This is a genomic window from Paraburkholderia flagellata (assembly GCF_021390645.1).
Lineage (GTDB): Bacteria > Pseudomonadota > Gammaproteobacteria > Burkholderiales > Burkholderiaceae > Paraburkholderia > Paraburkholderia flagellata.
Genome location: NZ_JAJEJT010000001.1, coordinates 1,097,917 through 1,117,681, shown reverse-complemented (window position 1 = coordinate 1,117,681; position 19,765 = coordinate 1,097,917). Strand labels below are relative to the sequence as shown.

Annotated in this window: 20 protein-coding genes; 15 read left to right on the top strand and 5 right to left on the bottom strand. The window is 64.7% G+C overall.

Annotated features, from left to right (window positions below; all coding sequences use genetic code 11):
- Positions 1-78 precede the first annotated feature (78 nt).
- Entirely contained in the window at positions 79-2,703 is a 2,625-nt protein-coding gene (alaS, locus tag L0U83_RS04890; RefSeq protein WP_233881064.1) for an alanine--tRNA ligase, read from the bottom strand.
- Positions 2,704-3,021: 318 nt separating this feature from the next.
- Here alaS and L0U83_RS04885 point away from each other — a divergent pair, with 318 nt between their 5' ends.
- On the top strand, positions 3,022-4,242 hold the full coding sequence (locus tag L0U83_RS04885) for a CaiB/BaiF CoA transferase family protein (protein ID WP_233881062.1): 1,221 nt from the start codon (positions 3,022-3,024) through the stop codon (positions 4,240-4,242).
- Positions 4,243-4,275: 33 nt separating this feature from the next.
- On the opposite strand, the gene L0U83_RS04880 is transcribed toward L0U83_RS04885, so the two are convergent.
- Complete coding sequence (locus L0U83_RS04880; RefSeq protein WP_308445021.1) at positions 4,276-4,830, bottom strand: RBBP9/YdeN family alpha/beta hydrolase; 555 nt, start codon at positions 4,828-4,830, stop codon at positions 4,276-4,278.
- 150 nt (positions 4,831-4,980) lie between these two features.
- Between L0U83_RS04880 and L0U83_RS04875 the strand changes: the two genes are divergently transcribed.
- The gene (locus tag L0U83_RS04875; protein WP_233881060.1) at positions 4,981-6,699 is read left to right on the top strand and encodes a glutamine--tRNA ligase/YqeY domain fusion protein; all 1,719 of its coding nucleotides are present in this window, start codon (positions 4,981-4,983) and stop codon (positions 6,697-6,699) included.
- Between the two features lie 82 nt (positions 6,700-6,781).
- Here the strand turns inward: L0U83_RS04875 and L0U83_RS04870 are convergent, their stop codons facing one another.
- Positions 6,782-7,231 carry an NUDIX domain-containing protein gene (locus tag L0U83_RS04870; protein ID WP_233881058.1) on the bottom strand — a complete coding sequence of 150 codons (450 nt, stop codon included), beginning with the start codon at positions 7,229-7,231 and terminating at the stop codon, positions 6,782-6,784.
- Positions 7,232-7,238: 7 nt separating this feature from the next.
- The gene (locus L0U83_RS04865; RefSeq protein WP_233881056.1) at positions 7,239-7,637 is read right to left on the bottom strand and encodes an RT0821/Lpp0805 family surface protein; all 399 of its coding nucleotides are present in this window, start codon (positions 7,635-7,637) and stop codon (positions 7,239-7,241) included.
- A gap of 183 nt (positions 7,638-7,820) precedes the next feature.
- On the opposite strand from L0U83_RS04865, the gene L0U83_RS04860 reads away from it, so the two are divergent.
- Positions 7,821-8,066 carry a hypothetical protein gene (locus L0U83_RS04860; protein ID WP_233881054.1) on the top strand — a complete coding sequence of 82 codons (246 nt, stop codon included), beginning with the start codon at positions 7,821-7,823 and terminating at the stop codon, positions 8,064-8,066.
- 32 nt (positions 8,067-8,098) lie between these two features.
- Here L0U83_RS04860 and L0U83_RS04855 read toward each other — a convergent pair whose 3' ends face one another.
- The gene (locus L0U83_RS04855) at positions 8,099-9,517 is read right to left on the bottom strand and encodes a cytochrome-c peroxidase (protein WP_373320988.1); all 1,419 of its coding nucleotides are present in this window, start codon (positions 9,515-9,517) and stop codon (positions 8,099-8,101) included.
- Positions 9,518-9,798: 281 nt separating this feature from the next.
- Between L0U83_RS04855 and L0U83_RS04850 the strand changes: the two genes are divergently transcribed.
- The 12 genes from L0U83_RS04850 to L0U83_RS04795 all read left to right on the top strand — a co-directional run bounded on the left by L0U83_RS04850 (position 9,799) and on the right by L0U83_RS04795 (position 19,714).
- Complete coding sequence (locus tag L0U83_RS04850) at positions 9,799-11,382, top strand: acid phosphatase (protein ID WP_233881050.1); 1,584 nt, start codon at positions 9,799-9,801, stop codon at positions 11,380-11,382.
- Positions 11,383-11,539: 157 nt separating this feature from the next.
- The gene (locus L0U83_RS04845; protein WP_233881048.1) at positions 11,540-12,100 is read left to right on the top strand and encodes a PH domain-containing protein; all 561 of its coding nucleotides are present in this window, start codon (positions 11,540-11,542) and stop codon (positions 12,098-12,100) included.
- 319 nt (positions 12,101-12,419) lie between these two features.
- Positions 12,420-13,808, top strand: a complete 1,389-nt coding sequence (locus L0U83_RS04840) for a tyrosine-type recombinase/integrase (protein ID WP_233881040.1) — start codon at positions 12,420-12,422, stop codon at positions 13,806-13,808.
- Between the two features lie 128 nt (positions 13,809-13,936).
- Complete coding sequence (locus L0U83_RS04835) at positions 13,937-14,239, top strand: hypothetical protein (RefSeq protein ID WP_233881038.1); 303 nt, start codon at positions 13,937-13,939, stop codon at positions 14,237-14,239.
- A gap of 73 nt (positions 14,240-14,312) precedes the next feature.
- Positions 14,313-15,410, top strand: a complete 1,098-nt coding sequence (locus L0U83_RS04830; protein ID WP_233881036.1) for a hypothetical protein — start codon at positions 14,313-14,315, stop codon at positions 15,408-15,410.
- Between the two features lie 128 nt (positions 15,411-15,538).
- Entirely contained in the window at positions 15,539-15,769 is a 231-nt protein-coding gene (locus tag L0U83_RS04825; protein WP_233881034.1) for a helix-turn-helix domain-containing protein, read from the top strand.
- Positions 15,766-16,113 (top strand): hypothetical protein, encoded by a 348-nt coding sequence (locus L0U83_RS04820; RefSeq protein ID WP_233881032.1) that lies wholly within the window; start codon positions 15,766-15,768, stop codon positions 16,111-16,113. Before L0U83_RS04825 ends, L0U83_RS04820 begins: the two co-directional genes overlap by 4 nt.
- On the top strand, positions 16,110-16,298 hold the full coding sequence (locus L0U83_RS04815) for a hypothetical protein (RefSeq protein WP_233881030.1): 189 nt from the start codon (positions 16,110-16,112) through the stop codon (positions 16,296-16,298). The genes L0U83_RS04820 and L0U83_RS04815 overlap by 4 nt, the downstream gene beginning before the upstream one ends.
- Complete coding sequence (locus L0U83_RS04810) at positions 16,295-18,295, top strand: AAA family ATPase (protein ID WP_233881028.1); 2,001 nt, start codon at positions 16,295-16,297, stop codon at positions 18,293-18,295. The genes L0U83_RS04815 and L0U83_RS04810 overlap by 4 nt, the downstream gene beginning before the upstream one ends.
- A 194-nt stretch (positions 18,296-18,489) precedes the next feature.
- Positions 18,490-18,921, top strand: a complete 432-nt coding sequence (locus L0U83_RS04805) for a putative PDDEXK endonuclease (RefSeq protein ID WP_233881025.1) — start codon at positions 18,490-18,492, stop codon at positions 18,919-18,921.
- Positions 18,922-19,080: 159 nt separating this feature from the next.
- Positions 19,081-19,335, top strand: a complete 255-nt coding sequence (locus L0U83_RS04800) for a hypothetical protein (RefSeq protein ID WP_233881023.1) — start codon at positions 19,081-19,083, stop codon at positions 19,333-19,335.
- Complete coding sequence (locus L0U83_RS04795) at positions 19,316-19,714, top strand: hypothetical protein (RefSeq protein ID WP_233881021.1); 399 nt, start codon at positions 19,316-19,318, stop codon at positions 19,712-19,714. The genes L0U83_RS04800 and L0U83_RS04795 overlap by 20 nt, the downstream gene beginning before the upstream one ends.
- Positions 19,715-19,765: the final 51 nt, after the last annotated feature.

Sequence of the window (19,765 nt, the reverse complement as noted above, 5' to 3'; positions counted from 1 at the left end):
GCGCAGGAAACAAAAAGGCTGCCCTGACGGACAGCCCTTCTTCGTCGCAACGCGGCAATCAAGCCGCGACGCGCCGTATTACAGCTTCGCTTCGACCCAGCCCTTCACGCCGGCAAGCGCGGCCGGCAGGTTGGCCGGCTCGGTGCCGCCAGCCTGCGCCATGTCGGGACGGCCGCCGCCCTTGCCGCCCACCTGCTGGGCGACGAAGTTCACGAGTTCGCCGGCCTTGACCTTCTTGCTCGCCTCGGCGGTCACGCCAGCGATCAGGCTAACCTTGCCGCCCTCCACCGCCGCCAGCACGATGGCCGCGCTCTTGAGTTTGTCCTTGAGCTTGTCCACGGTCTCGCGCAGCGTCTTCGAATCGGCGCCATCGAGCGTCGCGGCGAGCACGTGCACGCCGTTCACTTCGATCGCCTGGCCCACGAGCTCGTCGCCCTGGCTCGAAGCGAGCTTCGACTTGAGCGCGCCCAGTTCCTTTTCCAGCGACTTGACCTGGTCCTGCACCTGCGCGATGCGCTGCGTGAGTTCCGACGGCTGCGCCTTCAGGGCCGCGGCCGCTGCGTTGACGCGCGCGTCGAGTTCCTGCACGAAGCGCACTGCGTTGTCGCCCGTGATCGCTTCCACGCGGCGGATGCCCGCCGCCACGCCGCCTTCCATCACGATCTTGAAGAGGCCGATGTCACCGCTGCGGTGCACGTGCGTGCCGCCGCACAGCTCACGCGAGAAACCGAGATCCATCACGCGGACTTCGTCGCCGTACTTCTCGCCGAAGAGCGCCATCGCGCCGCCCTTCACCGCATCGTCGTATGACATCACGCGCACGACGCCCGGCGCGTTCGCGAGCACTTCCGCGTTGACGATCTGCTCGACGCGGCGGATTTCGTCGTCCGTCATCGGCGCGTTGTGCGCGAAGTCGAAGCGGGTCTTGTCGGCATCGACGAGCGAGCCCTTTTGCTGCACGTGCGAGCCGAGCACTTCGCGCAGCGCCTTGTGCATCAAGTGGGTGGCCGAGTGGTTGCGTGCGGTGCGGGCGCGGCGGATGGCGTCGATTTCCGCCTTCACGACGTCGCCAACCTTGAGCACGCCTTGCTCGAGCGTGCCGTGGTGGCCGCTCACGTCGGCTTGAACCTTGAGCGTGTCGGCGACGGCGAAGCGGATGCTCGCGTTCGCGATCACGCCCTGGTCGCCGACCTGGCCGCCCGATTCCGCATAGAACGGCGTATGGTCGAGCACGACCACGGCGTCCTGGCCCGTCTTCACTTCGTTGACCGAGGCGCCGTCCACGTAAAGCGCGACGACCTTCGCATCGTCGAACACGATCTCTTCGTAGCCGTGGAACGTCGTCTTCGCGCCCGAGTACTCGAGGCCCTGCGTCATCTTGAACTTGCCCGCCGCGCGCGCCTGCTCGCGCTGACGCGCCATCGCTTCGTCGAACGCCGGCTCGTCGACCGTCACGTTGCGCTCGCGGCAAACGTCGGCCGTAAGGTCGAGCGGGAAGCCGTACGTGTCGTGCAGCTTGAACGCGAGTTCGCCGTCGAGCGTCTTGCGGCCCTTGGCTTCGAGGTCCGCGAGTTCGGCTTCGAGGATAGACATGCCGTGCTCGATGGTCTCGAAGAAGCGCTCTTCTTCCTGGCGCAGAACGTCCGTCACGCGCTGCTGTGCTTCGGCGAGTTCCGGATAGGCGGCGCCCATTTCGGCGACGAGATCCGCCACCAGCTTGTGGAAAAACGCGCCCTTCTTGCCGAGCTTGTAGCCGTGGCGGATCGCGCGGCGCACGATCCGGCGCAGCACGTAGCCGCGGCCTTCGTTGCCGGGAATCACGCCGTCGACGATCAGGAACGAGCACGCGCGGATGTGGTCGGCGATGACCTTCAGCGAATTGTTCGTGAGATCGGGCGTGTTCGTTTCGCGCGAAGCCGCCTTGATGAGGTTCTGGAACAGGTCGATCTCGTAGTTGCTGTGCACGTGCTGGAGCACGGCCGCCAGGCGCTCGAGACCCATGCCCGTATCGACGCACTGCTTGGGCAGCGGCGTCATGTTGCCCTGGGCGTCGCGGTTGAACTGCATGAACACGAGATTCCAGATCTCGATGAAGCGGTCGCCATCCTCTTCAGGCGACCCCGGGGGGCCGCCCCAGATTTCCGGGCCGTGGTCGTAGAACACTTCCGAGCACGGACCGCAGGGGCCGGTATCGGCCATCTGCCAGAAGTTGTCCGACGCGTAGCGCGCGCCCTTGTTGTCGCCGATGCGGATGATGCGCTCGACCGGCACGCCGATTTCCTTCGCCCAGATGTCGAAGGCTTCGTCGTCTTCCTGGTAGACGGTCACGGTGAGCTTCTCTGCCGGCAGCGCGTAGACCTTGGTCAGCAGTTCCCAGCAGTAGTGGATCGCGTCGCGCTTGAAGTAGTCGCCGAACGAGAAGTTGCCGAGCATCTCGAAGAACGTGTGGTGACGCGCCGTATAGCCGACGTTCTCGAGGTCGTTGTGCTTGCCGCCCGCGCGCACGCTGCGCTGCGCGGTCGTGGCGCGCGTGTACGGGCGCTTGTCGGTGCCGAGGAACACGTCCTTGAACTGCACCATGCCCGAGTTGGTGAAGAGCAGTGTCGGGTCGTTGCCCGGCACGAGGCTCGACGAGCGCACGATCGTGTGGCCCTTCGATTCGAAGAACTTGAGGAATTTCTCGCGGATGTCGGCGGCTTTCATGGCGTGCGTTGGGTCCTTCTCGGAGCGTCCTGTGCTGAATCTTGTCGTGATCGGGGGCCCGGCCTGCGGCAAAAACCCCGGTGCTGAATCGAACGATTATACGGGATCGTCGCGCGCTCGCGGCGGCGCGTCCGGCGTGGTTTGCATGAGCGCGACAAAGTGTGCGGCGGCGCGATGGCCAAGCAGAATTGTTCCGCTGTGCGGAACTTTGTACCGAATATTGACGCATACCGCGCCTTTTCGCTTACTATGGGCGGCATCGGCCAGCGCGCCATGTGCGCTCGCGGGCCGCCTCAGAACGACATTGGAAGACACAGCATGGGCGCTCTCAGCCATATCCGCGTACTCGACCTCACCCGCGTCCTCGCCGGACCGTGGTGCGCACAGACCCTCGCCGACTTCGGCGCCGACGTAATCAAGGTGGAGCGCCCCGGCGCCGGCGACGACACGCGCCACTGGGGGCCTCCGTACCTGAAGACGCCCGATGGCGCGGATACCGCCGAGGCAGCCTATTACCTCGCCGCGAACCGCAACAAGCGCTCGGTGACGGTGGATATCGCCACGCCCGAGGGTCAGCGCATCGTCCGCGAACTGGCTGCGCAAAGCGATGTCGTGCTGGAAAACTACAAGGCAGGGCAGTTGAAGAAATACGGGCTCGACTACGCGTCGCTGCGTGAGGTAAAGCCTGACCTCATCTACTGCTCGGTCACCGGATTCGGCCAGACGGGACCCTATGCCTCGCGCGCGGGCTACGACTTCATCGTGCAGGGCATGGGCGGTTTCATGAGCATTACCGGCGAGCGCGACGCGCTGCCGGGCGGCGGTCCGCAAAAGGCGGGCGTCGCGATCGCCGACCTGATGACCGGCATGTATTCGACCATCGCCGTGCTCACCGCGCTCGCGCACCGCGATCGCACGGGTATTGGCCAATACATCGACATGGCTTTGCTCGACGTGCAGGTGGCCATGCTCGCGAACATGAACTCGAACTACCTGGCAAGCGGCAATCCGCCTGCGCGCTGGGGCAACGCGCATCCCAACATCGTGCCCTATCAGGCATTTCAGACGAGCGACAGCTGGATCATCCTCGCAGTGGGCAACGACGGACAGTTCCGCAAGTTCGTCGAGGTGGCGGGCCAGCCCGAGCTTGCCGACGACGAGCGCTTCGCGACCAATCCGGCGCGCGTGCGCCATCGCGACACGCTCGTGCCGATCGTCGCCGGGTTGATTCGCGCGCGCGCGAAAGCCGACTGGATCAGCGCGCTCGAAGCCGCGGGCGTGCCGTGCGGGCCGATCAACAACCTCGCGGAAGTGTTCGAGAACGAGCAGGTGATCGCGCGCGGACTGCAGGTCGATGTGCCTCATCCTTCGGGCGGCACGGCGCGGCTCGTGGGCAACCCGATCCGAATGAGCGAGACGCCGCCGCGCGTGGCGAGCCATCCGCCCACGCTCGGCGAGCATACCGATGCGGTGCTGCGCGAGGTGCTCGGCTACGGCGATGAGCAAGTGGCGGCGTTGCGGGGCAAGGGCGTGGTGTGACCGCCACGCCCGGGGCGGTTGCGCATAGTCGCCCTATTTCCCCGCCGACATCAGCCACTCCAGCCCCTGCGGCCAGTCGTCGAGCCCGCTTTGCGCATTGATATGCCCGCGCGCGCCGATGTCGATCCAGCGGCCACCCCACGCCTGCGCGCAGCGCCCGGAAAACGCCACGCCGCCATACGGATCGTCGCTGCTGGCGACCACGACGCTCGCAAACGGCAGCGCCGCCAGCGGAACCGGATCGAAGCCCCGCGCGTCACGCGGAAATTCGGGACCGTGCGGATCGGGTAGCGCCACCAGCAGCGCGCCGGCCACCTTCGCGCGGGTCGCGGCGCTCGCGTGATGCGCTGCCCAGTGCGCCACGGTCAGGCAGCCCAGGCTGTGGGCGGCGAGCCGCACGCCAGCAGGCGCGCGATGCACGGCGGCCTCCAGCGTCGCGCACCACGCCTCGCAGTCCGGGTGCATCCAGTCAGGCATCTGCACCCGCGTGAAGCCCGCGTGCGCGGCTTCCCAGCGCGTCTGCCAGTGCCCCGGCCCCGAATCCATATAGCCTGGCAGCACCAGTACACGCGTTTCGCTCTTCGTCACGTTTTCCCCTCGCTTGTTGTGGTTCGCGCGACGATCCGGCACCGGGACTGGCACGGCGGGTCGCGTCAGGTAGAATGGAAGACACCATCGGGTGCCCAGTTACGCGCTTTTATCCTTTTGACGGGCGCCCTCGAACGACTCCCTTTTCGCATGAATACCGAACGTAAAGACGCCGACCGCACGGACGCGCCTGCGGCATCCAATTTCATCCGCAACATCATCGACGACGACAACCAGTCGGGCAAGTGGGCGCAGCGCGTCGAAACGCGCTTCCCGCCTGAGCCGAACGGCTATCTGCACATCGGCCACGCGAAGAGCATCTGCCTGAACTTCGGAGTGGCGAAGCGCTATGGCGGCGTGTGCCATCTGCGCTTCGACGACACCAACCCGGAAAAGGAAGACGTCGAGTACGTCAACTCGATCATCGACGCCGTCGAGTGGCTCGGCTTCGAGTGGAAGAAGGACGACAACGAATATCTCTTCTACGCGAGCGACTACTACGACAAGCTCTACGAGTTCGCCGAACTGCTGATCCAGCGCGGCAAGGCGTATGTGGACAGCCAGTCGCCGGAAGAGATGCGCGCGAACCGCGGCTCGGCCACGGAAGCGGGCAAGAACTCGCCGTTCCGCGATCGCTCCGTGGACGAAAACCTCGACCTGTTCCGCCGCATGAAGGCGGGCGAATTCGAGGAAGGTGCGCATGTGCTGCGCGCGAAGATCGACATGGCGTCGCCGAACTTCAACATGCGCGACCCGGTCATCTACCGCATCCGTTTCGCGCATCACTACCGCACCGGCGACAAGTGGTGCGTGTATCCGATGTACGACTACACGCACTGCATCTCGGACGCGCTGGAAAACATCACGCATTCGCTGTGCACGCTCGAGTTCGAAGATCACCGCCCGCTGTACGACTGGGTGCTCAATGAACTGGCCGATGCCGGCGTGTTCACGCGCCCGCTCCCGCAGCAAATCGAGTTTTCGCGTCTGAACCTCACGTACGCGATCACGAGCAAGCGCAAGCTGCTGCAACTCGTGACCGAAAACCACGTCGACGGCTGGGACGACCCGCGCATGCCCACCATCGTCGGCGTGCGCCGCCGCGGCTTCACGCCTGAGGCCATCCAGCTCTTCTGCGAGCGCATCGGTGTGACGAAGGTCGATTCGTGGATCGACATGAGCGTGTTCGAAGGCGCGCTGCGCGACGACCTCGACGACAAGGCCCCGCGTGCGACCGCCGTGCTCGATCCGCTCAAGCTCGTGATCGACAACTACCCCGAAGGCCAGTCCGAAGCATGCAGCGCGCCGGTGCATCCGCATCATCCGGAGCGCGGCAATCGCGCGTTCGCGTTTTCACGCGAACTGTGGATCGAGCGCGAGGACTTCCAGGAAACGCCGCCGAAGGGCTATTTCCGCCTGTTCCCGGGTAACAAGGTGCGGCTGAAGTACGGCTTCGTCGTCGAATGCACGGGCGCAGAGAAGGACGCCGACGGCAACATCATTGCCGTGCATTGCAACTATTTCCCCGACAGCAAATCGGGCACCGAAGGCGCGAGCAGTTACAAGGTCAAGGGCACGATCCACTGGGTCAGCGCCGACAACGCCGTGCCTGCCGAAGTGCGCCTCTACGATCGCCTGTTCCGCGAAGAGCAGCCCGACGCGGGCGGCCGCGACTTCCTCGAAGCGCTCAATCCGGATTCGAAGCGCGTGGTGCAAGCGTATCTGGAACCGGGCGCACGCAACGCCGCGCCGGAAGACCGCTATCAGTTCGAGCGCCATGGCTACTTCGTCGCCGACCGCTACGATTCGAAGCCGGCTGCGCCGGTGTTCAACCGCATCGTCGGTTTGCGCGACAGCTGGGGCAAGTAAGGCCCGCGCCCGCCAGCAAGCAAAAGGCCCGCACGAATTCGTGCGGGCCTTTTTCATTTCGACAGCGGCTAGCGAGAACGGCCTACAGTCTGCGATGCAGTTCCGCGAGCGAGAGCGACGTGTTGAAGAGGCGCGTGAGACTGCGGCTCGCGTAGCGATCCACTTCGCCGGGTAGGGTCCAGCGCCACGCGTCCATTTCCGGAATCATCACGCCGTCCTCGCGGCGAGGAAAGAGCGACACGCAAACGCAACGCGAGAGGTCGAGTTCATCGGCACTTGCGCGCGCGGCAAAGAGATGCAGATCCTTGTCGCGCCGGTACAGATAGCGTCCAAGATCGACGAGCCGCGACCCCGCGACTTCGATGCCGGTCTCCTCGACCATCTCGCGGCGCGCGCTCTCCGATTCGGTCTCGCCGGGCTCGCCCTGCCCCTTCGGAATGTCCCAGTGATTCGTGCCGGTTGCGTGCGCGAGCAGTACGCGGCCTTCAGGATCGAGCAGCACGATGCCGCACGAAACGATCTTGCCGTTCACCGCGCGCTCAGTGCTGCTTCTGGAAAACCCACGCGCCCTGGCCCGTGCGGCAGAAGTGCGGACGCAGCGTCATCGACTGGCCCTTCGCGTTGATGACGACCTCGGTGTCGCGGCACGTCTTGTCGCCTTCCTTTTGCGTATTCGACGGCGTGATGGTCGAGTTGATGCGCGTGCCATTGCGCGAGCCTTCGTTCGACCACGTCGTGCTCTCGCCATCGGCCTTGTGCTCGACGGCGTCGCGCACGGCGTTCTGGAGCGAGGCGTAGTCCGCCTGATTCATGAACGACATGGGCGTGTTGTTCAGAAAACCCAGGTTGGCGGCATGCGCGCTGCCCATGCCAATCGTGACAAAGAGCGCCGCGCCCAGGGCGCTCAGCGTGTGGAGGGTTCGGGGCATTCTCGACATTTTGTGTTCTCCTCGACGGACGGAACGAATCGGCGAAAAGCATAACACGCGCCCTTTTTTCGGCTCACGCAGCAAGGCCGCGCTCGCGGCCGGTTCCTTTTCGGATTGATCCGATGGTGAGGGGGTGTGCCGATCACTACGATGGGTCCTTCGCCCACTTACACGCCATCAGGAATATCTGGCATGACCTACACCATTGCTCTGAGGGTCTTTGCGGTACTGCTGGCCCTCATCTGCATCTGCCTGATGTCCTTCGTCGCGCACTACACGCACGCGCCACAAACGCAGGCGCCGCCCGGCCCGAACCTGACACTGCGCCCCGAGCGCGCGCCGTGCTGGCCGGACGCCACGGTGCGCATCGGCACGGTCGCATTGCTCGTCTCCTTCCTCGTGCTCACCGGCGCCTGCCTGCTGATCGCGGGCGTCTGACGCGGCGCGCCCACTCCACGCCCACTCCACGCTCACTGCGCCCGCGGCTGCCAGCCGTCGGTGAGTGTGCCGAGAAACGCGATCACGTCCTTGATTTCGGCGTTGCTGAACACCGGCGCGTCGCCCGGCTTGCGATCGAACGGCGGGTCCGTGTTGAGATTCACCCAGTAGCGGCGCGGCAAATCGTCGAACTTCTGCACCCTGCCCTTCACCACCGGATAAAACTCCTCTGGATTCGTATCGCGCCGCGCATAAAAACGCAGCACGTCTTCGAGCGAGTGATAGATGCCGTTGTGGAAAAACGACTTCTTGAGCGCGACGTTGCGCAGCGTCGGCGTGCGGAAGAGCCCGCAAAATTCCGCGCGATGATCGAGGTCCGTGCGTTCCGGGCCGCATGCACCCAGATCGAAAAACTTGCGGTCGTGATTCACGGCAAGCGCGCGATTGCGCGGCACGCCCACCGCGATCAAACCGAAGTCGCTGAATTGCGGAGGCGAGCCGTCCTTCGCACGCTGACTGATATGGCAGCTCGCACAATTGCCCTTCTTCTCGTCGTTGAAGAGCTGCAGCCCGCGCAGTTCGGCGGCGCTGAGCGTGGCCTTGCCGGCCAGGTACGCGTCGTACTTGCTCGTGTACGGATAGAACACCTCGGGCGACTGCTCGAATGTCTCCAGTGACTTCAGCACGGCCTTGAAGGTCGCATCGTCGTCAGCCAGGACGCGCGCGCCGAATGTCTCGCGAAACGCCTCTACGTACGGTGCCGCCCGCACGGCCTCGGCCACCTTCGTCGGCGAACTCGCCATCTCGAACGCCGAGAGCAACGGAATGCGCGCCTGGTCCGAGCCGCGATCGACGCGGCCATCCCACGTGAGCCCGCCGGTCGGGCCCGCATCGACGCTTTCATCGCCTTCGTCGTCGGAGTCGTGATAGTGCTCGGCGAACGCCGGCACCGCCTGCAGATACTTGAGCGTCGGCACGGCGCGCATGCCCTGGCGTCGCATATCCGCGCCGCCGATCTGCACGTCGAGCGCGTTGGTCGGCGTGAACGCATGGTCGGGGCTGTGGCACGACGCGCACGCCATCTTGCCCGAGCCCGAGAGCAACGGGTCGAAGAACATCTGCTTGCCAAGCACTGTCATGCGGCGGACCTGCGCGTAGACCTCGGCACGCGTCTGCCCGCCTTGCGCGGGCGCGGCGATCTTCATCAGCTTTACGCCCTGTGCGGCGCGCGCGTTCGCATTGGCGTCTTGCGCGCGCGAGGCGCTCCCAGATGCGCCTGTCGTTGCCTCGGTATTGGCGGAACCGGGCGTGCCGCCATCGCACGCCATCAGCAGCGACGACAACACGGCCGCCATCGCGAAAAGCCCCGCTGGGCGGCGTGCGCCGCCGTGCGATCGATCCCGCATCGCACTTTGTGTTCGCGCCGTACGACGCGCCAATCTACGCAACATGCCTGGTCCCCGAAGCTTGAGCGCAGCGCGCGCGTAGCGCCGCTGCAGTGCGAATGCCGATGCGCTCACCCACGCACCGAAGTCGCGAAAGCGTATGTCAGGGATGTGACGCTCAAATGACATTAAGTAAGACGGATGTCATGTAAACAAAGGCTATGGAAAAGCTAAATGTAATTTTTTACATATCGCTGTCAAATTCCATTGCGACACTGCGCCTCGCCCGAAGGCCGGTGTCATTCGCGCCGGCCGCCATGCGGGCCCCCAACGCGAGAGAGAGAAAAATGATCAACAGAAAATGGTTCTATGCCACGCCGATCGCGGTAGCTGCGGCGACCCTGGCCGTCGCAGCTTGTGGCGGCAACGACAGCAGCAAGCCCGGCCTTTCGTCGGTGAAGAACATTGTCGTGATCTACGCGGAAAACCGCAGCTTCGACAACCTGTACGGCAGCTTCCCGGGCGCCAACGGCCTGCAGAACGTGAGCGCGCAAAGCACGCAGCAGCTCGATCGCGACGGCTCCGTGCTCGCTACGCTGCCGACCGTCTGGAACGGTCTCACGCAAACGGGCGTCACGCCCGTGGTGACCGCGGCGATGACCGAGAACATGCCGAATGCGCCGTTCGCCATCGACGACGCGAAGGGCTATAACGTCCCGCTCTCGCTCACGACGCGCGACCTGTATCACCGCTTCTACGAGAACCAGATGCAGATTCACGGCGGCAAGAACGATATGTTCGCCGCCTACGCCGACTCCGGCGGTCTCGTGATGGGGCACTACACGACGAGCGCCGAAAAGCTGCCGCTCTGGAAGATCGCCCAGCAATACACGCTCGCCGACAACTTCTTCATGGGCGCGTTCGGCGGCTCGTTCCTGAACCACCAGTGGCTGATCTGCGCGTGCACGCCGTACTACGCGAACGCGGACACGAACCCCGCCAAGCCGACGATTTCAGCCGTAGACGCCGACGGCGTCTCACTCACGCTCGCGTCGAACTCGCCGAAGTCGGCGCTCGATGGCATTCCGAAGTTCGTGAAATCGGGCAATCTGACGCCGGACTTCTATGCGGTCAACACGATGCAGCCGCCGTATCAGCCGAGCGGCAACGCAGCGGCTTCGGGCGGCGACGCGAACCTGGCCGACCCGTCGAATGCCTCCACGATGCCCGCGCAAACGGTGCAGAACATCGGCGACCTGCTTTCGAACGCGGGCGTGACGTGGGCGTGGTACGGCGGCGCGTGGGGCGCGGCCGTGAGCGCAGCGCAGAACAGCACCTCGGGCGTGATCTACGGTGCGAACATGACGGCGCCGAACTTCCAGCCGCACCATCAGCCGTTCAACTACTTCGCCAACTACGCGCCGGGCACCGACGCGCGCGCGAAGCACCTGCTCGACGGCGGCATGGACGGCACGGAGTTCATCAAGGCGATCGATGCAGGCGCGCTGCCGGCAGTGGCGTTCTACAAGCCGCAGGGCAACCTGAACGAGCACGCGGGCTACACGGATGTGACGAGTGGCGACCAGCACATTGTCGACGTCATCGCGCATCTGCAGAAGAGCCCGCAGTGGAACAACATGGTCGTGGTCGTTACTTACGACGAAAACGGCGGTTTCTGGGATCACGTTGCGCCGCCCAAGGGCGACCGCTGGGGTCCGGGCTCGCGCATTCCCGCGCTCATCATCTCGCCGTATGCGAAGAAGGGTTACGTCGACCACACGCAGTACGACACGACCTCGATCCTGCGCCTCATCACGCGTCGCTTCTCGCTGCCCACGCTGCCGGGACTTGCCAGCCGCGACGCCGCGCTCAAGAGCAACGGCGCCCAGCCGATGGGCGATCTGACCAACGCGCTCGACGTCAAGCTCTAAGCGCAAAAAACCATCCGACCATCGATCACCGGATGTCGATCATCCGGTTTGAAGGGCAGCCCTCGGGCTGCCCTTTTTATTGCGCCGGGGATTCATCGCTCGCTGTACGCCCTGTACGCCCCCCCCCACGCGTCAGCCGGGTGCGGAGCCGCGACGTTTGACCACGGATCCTCCTCCACAAGATGCATTACCTTACAGATTAATTACTGCACAAATCTTGACGGAGGTCATTGTGAAATACGTCGAATCGACTCCCCTGCCAGGCGAGAGGATCGTCTGGGAGGCGCACCCCTGCTTCTGGGCGATGGGTCCGCGTATCACATTCAGCCTTTTGCTCATGGTTTGGGGCGTGCTCATCGGCACCATGGGGACGTCACCGTTTGCTGCGGTGGGGTTTTTCGTCGCAGGGCTGGGACTGTTCGGCGCCTCGCTAGTCGCCTGGTGGACGACGGAATTCGCCGTGACCAATAAGCGCGTGGTGGCGAAGTTCGGCGCGCTGCGTCGGCACACGGTGGAGTTGACACTTGCGAAGATCGAGAGCGTGCGGGTCGAGCAAAGCCTGATTGGCCGGATATTCGACTATGGTTCGCTCGTCATTGGCGGCGGCGGCCTCATCGCGACGCCGATTCCCGGCATCTCGAATCCGCACGAGTTTCACCGTATGGTGTTTCTTGCGCTGGCGGCCGAGGAGCCAGTGCCGCTGCGGCTCGTGGCGTGAGGGTTTTGATTCGGCCTGGAGTCGTGGTGCGTGAAAAAGCAAAAAGCCCGGCGGTGAATGCCGGGCTTTTTGTTTATTTGATTTGGCGCGACAGGAGGGGCTCGAACCCCCGACCCTCGGCTTAGAAGGCCGAACAAGTTCACTTTTCCCGAGATTGACGCCGTTTCCTCGATTCTCTAACCCCCCCGTAATATCAGGGTTTTCTAGGCTTAATCCAGTTTTCCGATTTGATTGAGTTTGACCTATTGTCGTAGAATTTGCTTACACCAGCGCTTACATTGCCGATGGGCGGCCCAATGTAGGCGGGGCAGGAGCAAACATGGCAAGGGTCAAACTCACGGCGGCGCGGGTGCGGGATTTCACATGCGAGCCGGGCAAGCAACAATCGTTTCTGTGGGATTCGGAGGTTCCGGGGTTGGCGCTGCGGGCGACCGCGAAGGGCGCGAAACGGTCGAAGTCGTTCATTTTCCAGGCAAGGCTTGGCGAGCGCGAAATGCGCATTACCATCGGCAGCCCCGCCGATTGGGGCATTACCGACGCCCGCGAGGAAGCCCGACGCCTGCAACGCCTGATTGATGCGGGCCGCGACCCGCGCGAGGAAAAGAAGGCCGCGACGGAAGCTGACCGGGCCGCCGCCGTGGCACGCCGCACGACCGAGAAACGCAATAGCGCGACGGTGGCCGAGGTATGGCGCTCATACCTCGACGCCCACAAGGCGAAATGGAGCGAGCGCCATTATCAGGACCATGTGAATCTCGCGCAGGCTGGCGGCGACAAGAAAAAGCGTGGCAAGGGCCTGACGGTCGCCGGACCTCTTGCCCCCCTGATGCCGCTTAAACTTTCCGACCTTGCCCCAGAACGCGTGGCAACCTGGCTCCGCGACGAAGCCGAGGACCGCCCGACGAACGCCGAGCAAAGCTATCGCAAGCTGCGCGCATTTATTCGCTGGTGCGACGAGCACGCCGAGTTTTCCGGCCTTGTGCCCGCGAACGTGTACAGCGCCCGCTCCGTTCGCGATGCCGTGCCGCGCCCGAAGGCAAAAGACGATTGTTTGCAACGCGAGCAGCTAAGACCGTGGTTCGAAAGCGTGTGCCGTATCGCAAACCCTGTCATTTCCAGCTACCTGCAAGCCCTGCTGCTGACCGGCGCGCGTCGCGAGGAAATGGCGGCCCTTCGCTGGGACGACGTGGATTTTCGTTGGGGGAGCCTGCACCTATCGGACAAGGTGGAGACGGAAACGGGCCGCGTTATCCCGCTCACGCCCTACCTCGCATCGCTGCTACTCGAATTGAGGCGCATCAACGAAACGCCGCCGAACGTGCGCCAAATGCGCCGCCTCGCTGCCAAGGGCGAGACGTGGGAGCCGTCGCCGTGGGTGTTCTCCAGCAAGACCGCTGCGGACGGCAAGCTGGCCGAGCCGCGCATTGCGCACCACAAGGCCCTCGATGCAGCAGCCCTGCCCCGCCTGAGCCTGCACGGCCTGCGCCGTTCGTTCGGCACGCTCGCCGAGTGGTGCGAGGTTCCGGTGGGCGTGGTCGCGCAGATTCAAGGGCACAAGCCGAGCGCGCTGGCCGAAAAGCATTACCGCCGCCGCCCGCTCGACCTCCTGCGTATGTGGCACGAACGCGTTGAGGCGTGGATTCTGGCCGAAGCCAAAATCGACTTCAAACCCGAGGAAGCACAGCGCGGCCTGCGGGCGGTGCCGTAACGAGTCCGCCCGGCATTGACCGAGATTCTTTGATATTCTCAATTGCCCGCATCGGCGAAGACGGTTGCAAATTAGTAAGTAGTGCTAGCAAAGTGCTAGCGACTTTTTACCAAATCGGGAGGGAAGCGATGGGAAACCTGGAGGAAAGCACAATTGTCGTGCAGTTCTTCGAAATTAACGGCAACCCGCACGCGCAGGTTCTTGCGCCGTGGGGGCGGTCGCGTTTCGAAATTGACTTGAGCGAAGGCGAAGGGCAAGCGTGCGACGAACTGTTCGCCGCGATTCTGAAAATTGGCGTGGAGAAAAATCAACCTTTCGGGATACTGGTTGACCCCGAGGTTTCGAACACAACTGCGATGCGCAAAATTGCGGAGCGGTTCCAAGCGACCGTGCGCAATGGTGCGCGCGCTTCTTTCGCGGGCCCGAAGTAGCGAGGGCGGCGACGCGTTGCGATGGGCGCAGCGCGTCGCCTGACCAACACCCTGTCTTGACGGAGGCATGGCAATGGCTGCCGAGGATGATACCGCGCGGGCGGACGATGCGCCCCGTAAGAATCGCTGGTGGAAGCGGCTGCCACCGTCTGTTGATTATCCATCGCGTCGCGTGCGCCTTCTGGTGGTGCCGAGCCACGTTGAAGCATTTACCATTCGCGAGGCAGCGGACTGGCTCGCCCGTGTTGCTGCCGACGAGGATGCAGACCCGGAGCAACGACAAACCTTACGTGGCAAATACCGGTTCATATACGGCCACGCTCTATGTGAGCTAATCCGGTCCGGTGACTTTCATTTGGTCACGCCGCGCACGGTGTCGCGTGAGACATTCGAGCGCATCGCACGCTGGTTCGGTTACAAGTTGACCTGCGACCCCAGCGAAAGCCTGCCGCACGCATCAGGCGTTACCGTGCCCGAGGGACGCTCGCAGGCATTCGGGCTGGGCAAGCCAAGTGCGCGCACGCTCTACCTGCCTGCCGTAGCAACGGCTGTAGAGCTTTTCGCGGTTCCCGAGCTTCTGGCCCGCGCTGTCTGCGACGACGCGCCGCCAGCGTTGCGCTTCGATACCGCATTGCTGGCCGAGACGTTCGAACGTAGCTTGCGTGACAAACTGCGCAACGGGCGCATGGTGGCGCTCGCCTGGGATTCCCGCGAACAGATGCCGGGCGCGACCGCTTGGGCAGTGCTCACGAAGTCCGCAGTTCTCACGCGCGAGCAGTTCGAACAGTTTGCGGCGCACTGCGGCGTTACTGTGTCCGATTTCCCCAGCGATGACGCGCAGGCCACACCCGACCAGGTGGGCGAAGCACAGAGGCAGCCGAAAACTATCAGACCTGCCAAAGACAATGTGAGCGAGGGCCACCACCTGATGAAAGCGCGCTCAGGTGTACTCGACGCACTTATCGAACGCTCGATGCGGGAGGCAAACGGCGCTTGGCTTGTGGGATGGACGGCGTTTGTCGAATATGCAAACGCCGCTGAGCCCGAAGACCCGCTGGTTGGATATGTGGCGAATGCCAAAAAGCCTGGCGTCAGGTATAAGGACGGCGCGGACATGAAGATTCTTACAAAAGACGCGTACCGGAAGCGCGTTGACCCTGCCGCCCGCTAATGCCCGTTAGGGCCCGCTTGCGCCCGCCAACGCCCGTATCTATCGGAGAATCGCTCTTTCCGCCATAGCTTAACCATCGTCTCAATCAATGCCCGCCCGATGCGGGAAAGGTTACGACGATGGAAAACATGCAAACCCCGCACGAAGCGCGCGCCGCAATTGCTGTTGGACTGACCGCGCGCGGCATCGAACCGGCGCTCACCACCGACGAGGCCGCCGTGGCGCTGGGCCTCAAACCGCAAACCCTGCACAAGTGGGCCTGCCTGGAAAACGGCCCGATTCGCCCCGTGCGCGTTGGCCGCCGTCTCGCCTGGAGCGCGGCAGACGTGCGCGCGTTGCTCGCAGGTAGCGCCAAATGAAAAAAAAGCCCAACTCCCATAACGGCGAGCCGGGCGCATTGCATCTGCCTGGCAATTCTAACGAATTTCGCGGCACGGGAAACGTGCGCCATCTGCGCGTGGTTGCCGCGCTGCGCGTGCGCGCTCGCACGCGCGAGGCAATCGACGCCATCGCAGGGGCGAGCAACGGCCCCGCGCTGATTGCCGACCTGCGCGCGCTGGCGCTCGACATTCCCTGTACGCGTATCCCCACTTTCGACCGCGACGGGCGCGAGGTACTGCGCGGCGTCTATCACCTGTCCGGCCCCGACCGCCGCAAGCTGACCCGCTGGTCCGCACGCAACGCAAAGCGGAGGCAGGCATGAGCGCCCCGCACGAAGACGGAATGACGCCCGAGCAGGCGCAGCAGTACCGCGCCGAACTCGCGGCGATGGGCTGGCCGTTGGCGGTGCCGGGCGCGCCCGGGCCGATGCGCCATGCGCTGCACTACGCGTTGCAGGTGGGCATGGCGCTGCTGGGGGCGGGTGAGTCGCAGGGGGCTACGTTATGAGCTACTCTGACGATTACGACCGCAAGCGCGGCGCACTGTGGGCGCTCGATGCGGGCTGCGACCGCGATACCTGGGTCCGTATCGGCATGGCGGCCAAGGCGGCGGGGCTGCCCGAGGATGAATGGCTCGATTGGAGCGCAACGGGTGCGAACTACGGCGGCGAGGCCGACGCGCGTAGCGTGTGGCGCAGCATCGAACCGGGCGGCGGCGTTGGCGCGGGCACGCTGTTCAAGCTGGCGGACGATGCAGGCTGGCGCGACCCGCGCAGGGCGAACGGCCACGCGCCGACGCGCCCGCCAGCCACGAACGGCGCTGCGCGAACCGCCAGCCGCCCGCACAAGCCCGACAGGCCCCGCGCCGATGCGCAGGCGCTGTGGGACAGCTACGCGCCCGCGCCCGCATCGCACGGCTATATCTGCGGCAAGCGCGGCGTAGCCGAAGGGCTGCGCGTCGTGCCCGACGATGACCCGATGACGATACGCGGCCTGCGCGTGGCAGGCTGCCTGGCGTTGCCGCTGCATGGCATCGCAGACAGCAAACTGCGCACGGTGCAATTCGTGCCGCCACCCGAGGCGAACGCGCGAAAGTTGAACCTGCCCGGAACGGCGTTCGGCGATGGCGCGTTTATCACGGGCACCGCCGCGCCTGATGGCCGCCTGTACGTCTGCGAAGGCATCGGGCAGGCGTGGGCGTGTGTGCGTGCGGACCCGATGGCAGCAGCCGTAGTAACGGCAGGCGTGGGCCGTTTCGCGACCGTGGCGAAGGCGCTGCGCGCCCGCTGGCCCGATGCGCAAATCGTGCTGATGCCCGACTGTGGGCAGGAAGCGACCGCCGAGAAAGTGGCGCGTGAGGTGCGCGGGGCGTGGGTGCCCATGCCAGATAGTACGGATTCGAATGACGGAGCGGACGACTACGCCGCCGAGTATGGCGACGAGGCGCTTGCGGACCTGCTAGCAAAGCCGCGCCGCCCCGAAATGCGCTTTCGCCTGCTGGCTGCGCGCGACGTGCTGGCTGCGCCGCCTATGTCGTGGCTGGTGCATGGCGTGTTGCCGCGCGAAGGGCTGGCGACGCTCTACGGTGCGCCGGGCAGCGGCAAGAGCTTTCTGACGCTCGACCTTTCCGCTGCAATCGCGCAGGGTCGCGAGGACTGGTTCGGCTACGGGCTGACCGGCGCGCCCGTGGTCTATGTCGCGCTGGAGGGCGGCGCGGGTTTTCGCCAGCGTCTGCAGGCATGGCAGGCGCACCACGGCTGCGAGTTGCCCGAGCGGCTGCGCTTCGTTATGCAGGAACTCGACCTGCGCGCCGATGTGTCCGACCTGGCCGAAGCGATTGTCGCCGCAGGCGGCGCAAGCGGGCTGGTGGTGATTGACACGCTGGCGCATAGCATGGGCATTTTCGACGAGAACTCACCGTCCGAAATGACCGCGCTGGTATCGAAATGCGGCGAACTGCAACGCCTGACGGGCGGCGCGGTGCTTCTGGTGCATCACAGCGGCAAAGACCCGGCGAAGGGCGAGCGCGGCCATAGCGCCCTGCGCGGCGCTCTCGATTGTTCGTTAGAGGTAAAGCACGAAGGCGGCGTCCACCGCTGGAAGGTGAGCAAGGCCAAAGACGGAGCGGACGGCGGCGAGACTTATTTCGACCTGCGCAGAGTGGCGTTAGATGTTGACGATTCGGGCCGCGAGGCTTCGTCCTGCGTGGTGGTGCCTGCGACCGCGAGCGAAGCACCGCCAGCCGTTTTGCGCGCGCCCACGACTGCACGGCAACAGGTTGTGTATGAAACAGTCGGCGCGCTGCTGAAAATGTCGCGCGACTTCGGCAAGGGCGGCGCGCCCGATACAAGGCCGTGCGTGCGCCATGAGCAAGCCGTGGAAGCCGTCGCGCCAAAGCTGACGCAGTACACCTCCGACAAGCGCAATTGGGCCGCACGGCAGGCGATTGCCGCGATGCAGGCCAAGTGGTATGACACAGACGGCGAATGGCTGTGGCATCGCTAAGCGGCTTGGGTCTCACAAACTCACAACTCTCACAAAGTGAGGGTTTGTGAGAGTTGTGAGGGGGTCTCACAACTCTCACTCACTCACACACCCCTATAAGGGGTGTGAGTGTTGTGAGAGTGAGACCGGACACCTGACCGTGGGAGAAAGCGTGATTTTCAGCGTGGAGCGAAACCACGCGGGGAGCGCAGATCATGGGAGCGATGCAGCGGAGAAAAGGCGGCAGCGGCGAGCGCGAACTGGCGCACCTGCTGGCCGACGAACTGGGCGCGGACGTGCGGCGGCGGTGTCGGCAGCATCCGGGCGATTCGGACGTGCTGGGCGTCGATGGCTGGGCCTGCGAAGTGAAACGCCACGCCCGTGCCACGCGCTCCGACGTGCGCGCATGGTGGGGGCAAACGGTTGAGCAGGCAGCGGCAAGCGGCGAAACGCCCATGCTGGCCTACCGGCTCGACCGCTCGCCGTGGCGCTGCGTCTGGCCGCTGGCCGTCGCGCTTGGCGTGCCGGTGGTGGGCGGCTGGCGCGATTTCGATATGACCTGCGAAACGTCGATTGCGGGTTGGGCCGCCGTGGTGCGCGAACACGCGACGGCGCGCGAGCGTGAAGCGGTGGAGGTGGCGCAATGATTAACGGGCTGGTGAGCGGCAAACTGCACGGCGCGCCGACCGAGCGCACAAGCCGCGACGGCAAACACCGTTTTGTGGCGGCGAAAGTCAGGTGCGCTGGCCGCGACGGCGAATCGGTGTTTGGGGACGTAACGGCGTTTTCCGATACCGCGAACTGCATTGCTCGCGCTGGGCGACGGCGACCCCGTGGCCGTGTGCGGCAGCCTGTCTGTCGGCGTCTGGAAGCCCGAGCAGGGCGAGCCGAGGCCGCAGGTAAGCGTAACCGCAACGGGCGTGCTTACGCCCTATCACGTCGCGAAGCGGCGCACCGCCGCGCAGCAGGGCCGCCAGCCGCAGCCGGACCGCTGGGCGAATGGCGGGCGGCGAGTCGTGCCGACAACTGGAGAGCTAGAGGATGACGAACTCGACTTCTAAGCAGCCCTTTAACGAGCGAATGGCGCGGCATCGGGAAATGCTGGCAGCGGCGGGTTTTTCGCGCGTGAGCGTGTTCCTGTGCGCCGAGGCACGCCGTGCGCTGGCGGCACAACGGCGGCGCGGTGAGTCCATGAGCGGCACGCTGAACCGGCTGATTGCGCAGACGTGCGGTGGCTCGCGAAACGAAAGCCCCGAAGAAGCGCGCGATTTTGAGCGTCGCGTCAGGGCCGCCCACAATCAAATCATGCATAGCTTTCGGTCTGGGCGTGGCCCCTACATAACGCGTGCCTGGGTTCTACGCACCGACGGCAGCGGTTCCGGCGTCTATGTCACCGCCGACGGTGTAGAGGAATTCGACAAGGATACGCGGCCACCGTAATGCAACGCCCGCTCTCACGCGGGCGCACGCGCGAGTGCTGCACGTATGGCG

Bases quoted from the DNA above. Each gene is read 5' to 3' on its own strand.
- alaS (WP_233881064.1), bottom strand. From the start codon at position 2,703: ATGAAAGCCGCCGACATCCGCGAGAAATTCCTCAAGTTCTTCGAATCG.
- L0U83_RS04885 (WP_233881062.1), top strand. From the start codon at position 3,022: ATGGGCGCTCTCAGCCATATCCGCGTACTCGACCTCACCCGCGTCCTC.
- L0U83_RS04875 (WP_233881060.1), top strand. From the start codon at position 4,981: ATGAATACCGAACGTAAAGACGCCGACCGCACGGACGCGCCTGCGGCA.
- L0U83_RS04865 (WP_233881056.1), bottom strand. From the start codon at position 7,637: ATGTCGAGAATGCCCCGAACCCTCCACACGCTGAGCGCCCTGGGCGCG.
- L0U83_RS04860 (WP_233881054.1), top strand. From the start codon at position 7,821: ATGACCTACACCATTGCTCTGAGGGTCTTTGCGGTACTGCTGGCCCTC.
- L0U83_RS04855 (WP_373320988.1), bottom strand. From the start codon at position 9,517: ATGTTGCGTAGATTGGCGCGTCGTACGGCGCGAACACAAAGTGCGATG.
- L0U83_RS04850 (WP_233881050.1), top strand. From the start codon at position 9,799: ATGATCAACAGAAAATGGTTCTATGCCACGCCGATCGCGGTAGCTGCG.
- L0U83_RS04840 (WP_233881040.1), top strand. From the start codon at position 12,420: ATGGCAAGGGTCAAACTCACGGCGGCGCGGGTGCGGGATTTCACATGC.
- L0U83_RS04835 (WP_233881038.1), top strand. From the start codon at position 13,937: ATGGGAAACCTGGAGGAAAGCACAATTGTCGTGCAGTTCTTCGAAATT.
- L0U83_RS04830 (WP_233881036.1), top strand. From the start codon at position 14,313: ATGGCTGCCGAGGATGATACCGCGCGGGCGGACGATGCGCCCCGTAAG.
- L0U83_RS04825 (WP_233881034.1), top strand. From the start codon at position 15,539: ATGCAAACCCCGCACGAAGCGCGCGCCGCAATTGCTGTTGGACTGACC.
- L0U83_RS04820 (WP_233881032.1), top strand. From the start codon at position 15,766: ATGAAAAAAAAGCCCAACTCCCATAACGGCGAGCCGGGCGCATTGCAT.
- L0U83_RS04815 (WP_233881030.1), top strand. From the start codon at position 16,110: ATGAGCGCCCCGCACGAAGACGGAATGACGCCCGAGCAGGCGCAGCAG.
- L0U83_RS04810 (WP_233881028.1), top strand. From the start codon at position 16,295: ATGAGCTACTCTGACGATTACGACCGCAAGCGCGGCGCACTGTGGGCG.
- L0U83_RS04805 (WP_233881025.1), top strand. From the start codon at position 18,490: ATGGGAGCGATGCAGCGGAGAAAAGGCGGCAGCGGCGAGCGCGAACTG.
- L0U83_RS04795 (WP_233881021.1), top strand. From the start codon at position 19,316: ATGACGAACTCGACTTCTAAGCAGCCCTTTAACGAGCGAATGGCGCGG.